The 4,095-nt window shown below is 70.0% G+C and carries 4 protein-coding genes; all 4 read right to left on the bottom strand.

The genetic code is table 11. From position 1 onward, the window contains the following. Positions 1 to 277: 277 nt before the first annotated feature. Positions 278 to 1,177 (bottom strand): tRNA pseudouridine(55) synthase TruB, encoded by a 900-nt coding sequence (gene truB, locus HTZ82_RS10200; protein WP_175409003.1) that lies wholly within the window; start codon positions 1,175 to 1,177, stop codon positions 278 to 280. Then, positions 1,177 to 1,656, bottom strand: a complete 480-nt coding sequence (gene rbfA, locus HTZ82_RS10195) for a 30S ribosome-binding factor RbfA (RefSeq protein WP_175409002.1) — start codon at positions 1,654 to 1,656, stop codon at positions 1,177 to 1,179. The genes truB and rbfA overlap by 1 nt, the downstream gene beginning before the upstream one ends. Positions 1,657 to 1,689: 33 nt before the next feature. Continuing rightward, complete coding sequence (locus HTZ82_RS10190; RefSeq protein WP_175409001.1) at positions 1,690 to 1,983, bottom strand: DUF503 domain-containing protein; 294 nt, start codon at positions 1,981 to 1,983, stop codon at positions 1,690 to 1,692. Between the two features lie 155 nt (positions 1,984 to 2,138). Further along, positions 2,139 to 4,095: translation initiation factor IF-2 (gene infB / locus HTZ82_RS10185; protein ID WP_175409000.1), on the bottom strand; the 1,957-nt coding region annotated here is incomplete at its 5' end.

Here is a 4,095-nt window from a genome sequence, read left to right as displayed (position 1 = left end):
GCCGCAGGCCGCAGGCCGCAGGCCGCAGGCCGCAGGCCGCAGGCCGCAGGCCGCAGGCCGCAGCAACGATCAGCGCGGAAGCCGCCCGACCGACGGCCGAAAGCCCGCAGCCGACGGCCGCGGCCGGAAGCCGGAAAGTCAACGACCCGCGGCCCACCGCCAGCGACCGGAAGCCGACGCCCGACCGCAACGGGCCGGCGCCGGGCCGCCACCAGTCGGTGGCCGACCGGCGGTGGCCGACCGGCGGCGGTCCCGTGGACGCTTGCGGTGCGGTGGCTCAGCCGAAGACCGCCAGGCTCTTCGCCTTGCCCCCGCGCTCCTCGACCAGCGCCAGGAAGCGCCCCTCGGGCCCGAACACCGCGACCGGGGACGACCCGTACGCCGGCATGTCGATCCGTACGCCGTTGAGCAGCAGCTTCGCGCGCCGCTCGTCGACGTCCCAGCGCGGGAACGCGGCGGCCGCGGCCTCCGCGATGGGCATGACGGTCAGCTCCTCCTGGAGCTGGTCCAGGGTGCGCGCCGCGTCCAGTTTGTACGGGCCGACGCGGGTGCGCCGCAGCGCCGTGAGGTGGCCGCCGACACCCAGGTCGGCGCCCACGTCGCGGGCCAGTGCGCGGATGTACGTACCGGAGGAGCAGACCACCGACACGACCAGGTCGACGACGGGCGTGCCGTCGTCGGCGACGGCGTCCCGCATGTCGTACACGGTGAACTGGGAGACGGTGACCGGCCGGGCCGGGATGTCGAACTCCTCGCCGCCGCGCACCCGCGCGTAGGACCGCTTGCCGTCGATCTTGATGGCGCTGACCTTGGACGGCACCTGCATGATGTCGCCGGTGAGCTTGGCGACGGCCGTGTCGACCGCCTCCCTGGTCACCCCGGAGGCCTCGGCCGATGCCGTGATCTCGCCTTCGGCGTCGTCCGTGATCGTGGTCTGGCCGAGCCGGATCGTGCCGAGGTACTCCTTCTCGGTCAGCGCGAGATGGCCGAGAAGCTTCGTGGCCTTCTCGACGCCGAGGACGAGAACGCCCGTCGCCATCGGGTCCAGCGTGCCGGCGTGGCCGACGCGCCGCGTGCGGGCGATGCCGCGCATCTTGGCGACGACGTCGTGCGAAGTGAAGCCCGACGGCTTGTCGACGATGACAAGGCCGTCGGGCGTGCGTGCTGTGCTGCTCATCAGGCGCCGGCGCCGTCCTCGTCGGCGGCGGACGACTCGTCGGCGGCCCCCTCCTCGTCCTCGCCGGGCTTGCGGTACGGGTCGGCCCCGCCGGCGTAGTTCTTGCCGGTCGCGACCTGGCGCACCTCCGCGTCCTTGGCGCGCGCCTTGTCGAGCAGCGCGTCGATGGTGCGGGCGTTGTCCGGGAGGGCGTCCGGGACGAACGTCAGCGTCGGCGTGAAGCGGACGCCGGTCTGCTTGCCGACCTCGGAGCGCAGGATGCCCTTGGCGGACTCCAGCGCGGCCGCCGACGCGGCGCGCTCCTCCTCGTCCCCGTACACCGTGTAGAAGACCGTGGCCTCCCGCAGGTCACCGGTGACGCGGGCGTCGGTGATGGTCACGAAGCCCAGCCGCGGATCCTTGATGCGCCGGTCCAGGGTCTCCGCGACCACGACCTGGATGCGATCGGCCAGCTTGCGGGCCCGCGCGTTGTCGGCCACCGGTCCTTCTCCTCTTCCGTCTTGCCTTCACGTTCATTCTTCATCGGTGTGCGTACGCCGTCGCACGGACAGCAGCTCCACCTCTGGCCGGGCGGCGACGAGCCGCTCGCACCGGTCCAGTACCTCGGTGAGATGCCCGACGTCCCCGGAGACCATCGCCACGCCGATCTCGGCCCTGCGATGGAGGTTCTGGTTGCCGGTCTCCGCCACACTCACCGCGAATTTCCGCTGGAGTTCGGCGACGATCGGCCGGACGACGGAGCGCTTCTCCTTCAGCGACCGTACGTCGCCGAGGAGCAGGTCGAAGGACAGTGTCCCCACATACATGCATCGACCGGATGTCCCGCCGGTTCGGGTTCGACGGCCCCGCCCTCGACCGGGCGGGGACATCTGAACCGTACACGCAGCGGCCGGGGCCGATCGACGGAAATTCGATCCGCCGACCGGCCCCGGCTTGGTGCTGTGCGCGTCGCTGACTCGCGTCAGCCGCGCGGCTTCTCGCGCATCTCGTACGTCGCGATGATGTCGTCGACCTTGATGTCGTTGAAGTTTCCGAGGTTGATACCGCCCTCGAAGCCTTCACGGATCTCGGTGACGTCGTCCTTGAAGCGACGCAGACCCACGATGTTGAGGTTCTCCGCGATGACCTTGCCGTCGCGGACGAGGCGTGCCTTGGTGTTCCGCTTGACCTCGCCGGAGCGGATGATGACACCCGCGATGTTGCCCAGCTTGGACGAGCGGAAGACCTCGCGGATCTCCGCCGTGCCGAGCTCGACCTCTTCGTACTCCGGCTTGAGCAGACCCTTGAGCGCCGCCTCGATCTCCTCGATGGCCTGGTAGATCACCGAGTAGTAGCGGACGTCGACGCCTTCGCGCTCTGCCATCTGCGCGGCACGGCCGGCCGCGCGGACGTTGAAGCCGATGACGATGGCGTCGGAGCCCATCGCCAGGTCGATGTCGGACTCGGTGACCGCACCCACACCGCGGTGCAGGACCCGGATGTCGACCTCTTCACCGACGTCGAGCTGGAGCAGCGAGGACTCGAGAGCCTCGACCGAACCGGACGCGTCGCCCTTGATGATGAGGTTGAGTTCCTGGATCTGACCGGCCTTGAGGACCTTGTCGAGGTCTTCCAGGGACACCCGGCGGACCCGCTTGGCGAAGGCCGCGTTGCGCTCGCGCGCCGCGCGCTTCTCGGCGATCTGGCGTGCCGTACGGTCCTCGTCGACGACCAGGAGGTTGTCGCCGGCACCCGGCACGTTGGTGAGACCGAGCACCAGGACGGGAGTCGACGGTGCCGCCTCCTCGACATTGTTGCCCTTGTCGTCGAGCATCGCCCGGACGCGGCCGTACGCGTCGCCGACCACCACGGTGTCGCCGATGCGCAGCGTTCCGCGCTGGACCAGGACCGTCGAGACGGCGCCGCGACCGCGGTCGAGGTGCGACTCGATCGCGATGCCCTGCGCGTCCTGGTCGGGGTTGGCCCGCAGGTCGAGCGAGGCGTCGGCGGTGAGGACCACGGCCTCCAGCAGGGAGTCGATGTTCAGACCCTGCTTGGCGGAGATGTCGACGAACATCGTGTCGCCGCCGTACTCCTCGGCCACCAGGCCGTACTCGGTGAGCTGACCGCGGACCTTGGTCGGGTCCGCGCCCTCGACGTCGATCTTGTTGACCGCGACCACGATCGGCACGTCGGCCGCCTTGGCGTGGTTCAGCGCCTCGATCGTCTGGGGCATCACACCGTCGTTGGCCGCCACCACGAGGATCGCGATGTCGGTCGACTTCGCACCGCGGGCACGCATGGCGGTGAACGCCTCGTGACCCGGGGTGTCGATGAAGGTGATCTTGCGGTCTTCGTCGTTGACCTGGGTCGAGACCTGGTACGCACCGATGTGCTGCGTGATGCCGCCGGCCTCGCCCGCGACGACGTTCGTCTTGCGGATGGCGTCCAACAGTCGGGTCTTGCCGTGGTCGACGTGACCCATGACGGTGACGACCGGCGGACGCGCGACCAGGTGGTCCTCGCCGCCCTCGTCCTCGCCGAACTCCAGGTCGAAGGACTCGAGCAGCTCGCGGTCCTCCTCCTCCGGGGAGACGATCTGAACCGTGTAGTTCATCTCGTCGCCGAGGAGCTGGAGCGTCTCGTCGGAGACGGACTGCGTGGCCGTGACCATCTCGCCGAGGTTCATCATGACCGCGACGAGCGACGCCGGGTTGGCGTTGATCTTCTCCGCGAAGTCCGTGAGGGACGCACCGCGCGACAGGCGAACGGTCTCGCCGTTGCCGCGAGGCAGCATCACACCGCCGACGGACGGGGCCTGCATGGCCTCGTACTCCTGGCGCCTCTGACGCTTCGACTTACGGCCACGACGCGCCGGACCGCCGGGACGGCCGAACGCACCCTGCGTGCCACCACGGCCGCCGGGGCCGCCGGGACGG

This window comes from Streptomyces sp. TRM64462, from assembly GCF_013362995.1.
Taxonomy (GTDB): Bacteria; Actinomycetota; Actinomycetes; order Streptomycetales; family Streptomycetaceae; genus Streptomyces.
The sequence above is the reverse complement of the archived record's forward strand: the minus strand, read 5'-3'. Positions and strand labels throughout refer to the sequence as shown.

Excerpts from the sequence above, each read along its gene's own strand:
- truB (WP_175409003.1), bottom strand. The coding sequence starts at position 1,177 with ATGAGCAGCACAGCACGCACGCCCGACGGCCTTGTCATCGTCGACAAG.
- HTZ82_RS10190 (WP_175409001.1), bottom strand. The coding sequence starts at position 1,983 with ATGTATGTGGGGACACTGTCCTTCGACCTGCTCCTCGGCGACGTACGG.